Source organism: Synechococcus sp. RC10A2 (assembly GCF_047502605.1).
This window is the reverse complement of sequence record NZ_JANSHP010000065.1, coordinates 1-4,334: the sequence shown is the minus strand read 5'-3', so window position 1 is coordinate 4,334 and position 4,334 is coordinate 1. Positions and strand designations below refer to the sequence as shown.

Here is a 4,334-nt window from a genome sequence, read left to right as displayed (position 1 = left end):
GGCCGTCGCCTGCGGTTTTGTTCCCCCTTCGGGGGGATCCCTAGAAATTGGAAACATTCTCTAAGGGCTATGGCCGTCGCCTGCGGTTTTGTTCCCCCTTCGGGGGGATCCCTAGAAATTGGAAACTATATTTCTTCGTTCATTGATTAACTCCATCGACTGCACGTTCCCCCTTCGGGGGGATCCCTAGAAATTGGAAACGGATCCTTCATCCGAGACTAGCGACAAGGGATCCGGCCAGTTCCCCCTTCGGGGGGATCCCTAGAAATTGGAAACGCGACTGGCCCGTGGTGAGCGTTAAGCTGAGGGCGCAAGTTCCCCCTTCGGGGGGATCCCTAGAAATTGGAAACAACCATAAGGCCAACTCCATGCCGTGGCCCAAAGTATCAGTTCCCCCTTCGGGGGGATCCCTAGAAATTGGAAACACTCCCAGTTGTGCAGAGCCTCCGCGTAGGCGCTGAAGTGTTCCCCCTTCGGGGGGATCCCTAGAAATTGGAAACACGAGAACGTTACCCTGGTCGCCCCTGTTTTGGATAGTTCCCCCTTCGGGGGGATCCCTAGAAATTGGAAACCGTAAAGACGTTGGCGGAGGCAACTGGTTTTGCGAAGAGTTTGTTCCCCCTTCGGGGGGATCCCTAGAAATTGGAAACGCCACTCGGGAGGCACAGGCATCTTGATGCGACGGGAGAACGTTCCCCCTTCGGGGGGATCCCTAGAAATTGGAAACTACAACAATTCTGGAACCCGCCCGATCCAGATAGCCGTTCCCCCTTCGGGGGGATCCCTAGAAATTGGAAACTTCCGGTTGCTAGACAGTTACCCTTGCCAGTCGATAACCTGTTCCCCCTTCGGGGGGATCCCTAGAAATTGGAAACCGGGGTGAACAGGCGGAAGTTGATGGTCAGTTCCTGTTCCCCCTTCGGGGGGATCCCTAGAAATTGGAAACATTGATAGGCTCGGTATACACCCTGGGGTAGTTGTTCTTTCTTATGTTCCCCCTTCGGGGGGATCCCTAGAAATTGGAAACGGGGGTCATGGTTAATATTTCAGGACGGGTTTATTCGTGGTGGTTCCCCCTTCGGGGGGATCCCTAGAAATTGGAAACACGTCCCTAAGGAATTGGCACTCCTCTGAATAAAGAAGGTTCCCCCTTCGGGGGGATCCCTAGAAATTGGAAACTGATGGTAGACCACTGCATAGTAACGTTCGGGACAGCCGGTTCCCCCTTCGGGGGGATCCCTAGAAATTGGAAACCACGGGGGGCAAGGCAATCCCTCAAAGAGCTCGTTTTCCTGTTCCCCCTTCGGGGGGATCCCTAGAAATTGGAAACCTATCTCGGAAGGCGATGTGGTGTACGTACACCCCGCCGAGTTCCCCCTTCGGGGGGATCCCTAGAAATTGGAAACACGGGCCTTAAACGGCCCAGGAACGTCCTTGGAACCCTAGGGTTCCCCCTTCGGGGGGATCCCTAGAAATTGGAAACTATTTTTAGAATGGGCAGAGTTGTGTTCACTGCCCGAATCGTTCCCCCTTCGGGGGGATCCCTAGAGATTGGAAACAAGGGAGTGGATATAATCTCCTGTTCCCCGTTCAAGGAATAAGTTCCCCCTTCGGGGGGATCCCTAGAAATTGGAAACTCCACACCCGGGTTGTACACCCGGTAGTGGACTGCGAAGTTCCCCCTTCGGGGGGATCCCTAGGAATTGGAAACTTTGGAAACTCCCCCTGCTGTGTTCCAGGGATGATCTGGATCCCCTGAAGTTATCCCTTCAGAGGGATCCCTAGAAATTGGAAACCGCTCCCGGCATTCCGAGAGCGGCAAAGGTTTTAGCAGTGTTTTCCCTTCGGGGGGATCTTGAGAAGTCAGAAAGAAAAAACTAGCCCTTGATACACAGAATGGGTCTTAGGCGCGCTACGAGTTTCGCGATCTTGGCTTGGTCGGCAGCGCGCACAACTTTATCTACGTTTTTGTAGGCCTGGGGCGCTTCTTCGGCTACCCCCCGCAAAGAAGGGCTGCGGACGATGACGCCGCGCCGCCTCAGTTGTTCGACGATCTCCTGCCCTGTCCAGGCTTTGAGAGCTTGGTTGCGACTCATCGCCCTTCCGGCGCCGTGGCAGGCCGAGGAGAGGGAAAGGGCCTCACTTTGCTCCGTGCCGACCAGAATGTAGGAGGCCGTGCCCATGGAGCCGCCGATGATGACCGGCTGACCGATAGAGCGGAAAGCCTGAGGGATCTCTGGGTGGCCAGGCCCAAAAGCGCGCGTTGCCCCCTTGCGGTGGACGAACAGGCGACGTTTTTTCCCCTCTATCACGTGCGTCTCCTCCTTACAGGTGTTGTGGGAGACGTCGTAGATAAGGTCGAGTTCAGCCTTGGGAAAAAGCTCGGCGAATACCTGGCGCACCCAGTGGGTGATGATCTGGCGGTTGGCCAAGGCGCAGTTGATAGCTGCCCGCATTGCTCCCAGGTAGCTTTGCCCCACTTTGGACTTCAAGGGCGCACACGCCAGCTCGCGGTCAGGCAGCTCTATGCCGTGCTCTTTAGCCGCCTCTTGCATCTTCTTCAAATACTCCGTGCCAATCTGGTGACCCAAGCCCCGGGAGCCGCAGTGAATAGTAATGACCACTTCCCCCTGCTTGAGGCCGAAGCTCTCGGCAGCCTTGGGATCGTAGATCTCGTCAACAACCTGGACTTCGAGGTAGTGGTTACCTGAGCCTAGAGTCCCCATCTCCCGCCGCTGGCGCTCACGCGCATAGGCGGAGACTTCGCTCGGCATTGCTCCCCGCATGCGGCCATGTTCTTCGATGCGCTCTAGATCTGTTTTCTTGCCGTAGCCTTGAGCCACAGCCCATTCTGCTCCGCCTTCCAGCATGGCTTCCATCTCTTTGTCGCTCAAGGAGATCTTGCTGCGGCTGCCAAGCCCTACCGGTACGCTCGCATACAAGGCATTGGCTAAGGGTTCTGCCGCTTCCTCCACTTCTTCGCGCGTCAGCCCCGTCCGCAAGGTTCTCACGCCGCAGGAGATGTCAAAGCCCACGCCGCCGGCGGAAATCACCCCCCCTTCTTCCGCATCGAAAGCAGCCACCCCACCGATGGGAAAACCATAGCCCCAGTGGGCATCTGGCATCACGTAGCAGGCTCCCACGATCCCTGGCAAGGTGGTCACGTTGCTGGCCTGCTCGGCCACTTTGTCGTCCATCTCCCGGATTAACTCCTCATCGGCAAAGATCAAGACTGGGGCACGCATTTTGCCTTTAGGAGGAATGCGCCAGACAGTCTCATCTACACGCTCAAGTTTCTTGATATCCATAGACTGCCTCCTTTACACATCCACCACACACTGTGCCACCCAAAGCTCACCCTCTTGGGCTACCTTGAGTTGCGTGTAAGTTGCCCCTTTAACTTCTACTGCCGGTCGGTGCTTGGCGCGGTCAACTCTTTCCCCCCACAGGCTGGCCTTGAGATGGTCTTTTGCAAGATGCACTTCAACTTTCCCAAAGAGCATTCCTCTGACTGCCATCTCGTAGATCACTGCGTTCAGGAAATCCACCAACAACAGTTCCAGATCGCCTGAATTTTCTAGCTCAATCTCTAGCCGCTCCCTGGGAGCTACTTCATCCACGCTGGTGATCACCGCAGTCAGGGCCAAAGCTGCCTGGGCAAAAGCTTCCTCCGGGGTCGCCCCATAGCCGCGGACGCCGACATCGGCCATGTGTTCGAAATGATCCCATCTTGCCCGCGCCACGGTCGTCTCCTTGTTTTGTGCAGTCCTCAGTGCAGGCCAAAGACAAATACCGCCCAGGCTAAGGCGCGGCACTGCAGCTTACCGCGGGATCCCTGCAGATTGGGAATAAAAGCAGCCATGATACTACCATTGTATTCGTCTCTTATCCTGCCGAAAGTTCCTTAGGCTGGGGGGATCCTCCCACAAGATAAAGAAAGAGTGAAAAGGCCCAATGGTTTCGCCATCAGGCCCTCCTTGTCTAGGGGAGCTTCCCAGAAGAGAGAAGCTGCTGGTGTGACGACTAACGGGTAGACCAGTTTATCGTTATAGAACAAAGCGGCACCTTGGTCACCGCTTTGAGATTTGGCGTGGTATGCCCGGCCTTCCACTACCGTTTGTACCGCCTCCCAAGGCCATTGGTTCAGGCAGTAGTGGAGAACATCCTGAGGAGTAGCCTCAGCCTGTGGAGAATCTTTGTGGCGGATGGACTCCAACGCAAAGCCGACTACCAAAAGTTTTTGCGAAACTCCTCAATCTCATCCTCGTAAGACTCATACCACACAAAAGGATAGCTTGGTAGCCCCGCACTTGAGTGCGGGGCGGAAAAGCCCG

Annotated in this window: 2 protein-coding genes and 1 CRISPR repeat array; both genes read right to left on the bottom strand. The window is 55.8% G+C overall.

Annotated elements, in window-relative coordinates; translation table 11 throughout:
• Window positions 1-19 precede the first annotated feature (19 nt).
• A CRISPR array of direct repeats spans window positions 20-1,796; the repeat unit is 36 nt; unit sequence GTTCCCCCTTCGGGGGGATCCCTAGAAATTGGAAAC.
• Between the two features lie 81 nt (window positions 1,797-1,877).
• Window positions 1,878-3,308: an RtcB family protein gene (locus tag NW848_RS08370; protein ID WP_414508410.1), complete on the bottom strand. Its 1,431-nt coding sequence runs from the start codon at window positions 3,306-3,308 to the stop codon at window positions 1,878-1,880.
• A gap of 12 nt (window positions 3,309-3,320) precedes the next feature.
• Window positions 3,321-3,743, bottom strand: a complete 423-nt coding sequence (locus NW848_RS08365) for an archease (protein ID WP_099835756.1) — start codon at window positions 3,741-3,743, stop codon at window positions 3,321-3,323.
• Window positions 3,744-4,334 lie beyond the last annotated feature (591 nt).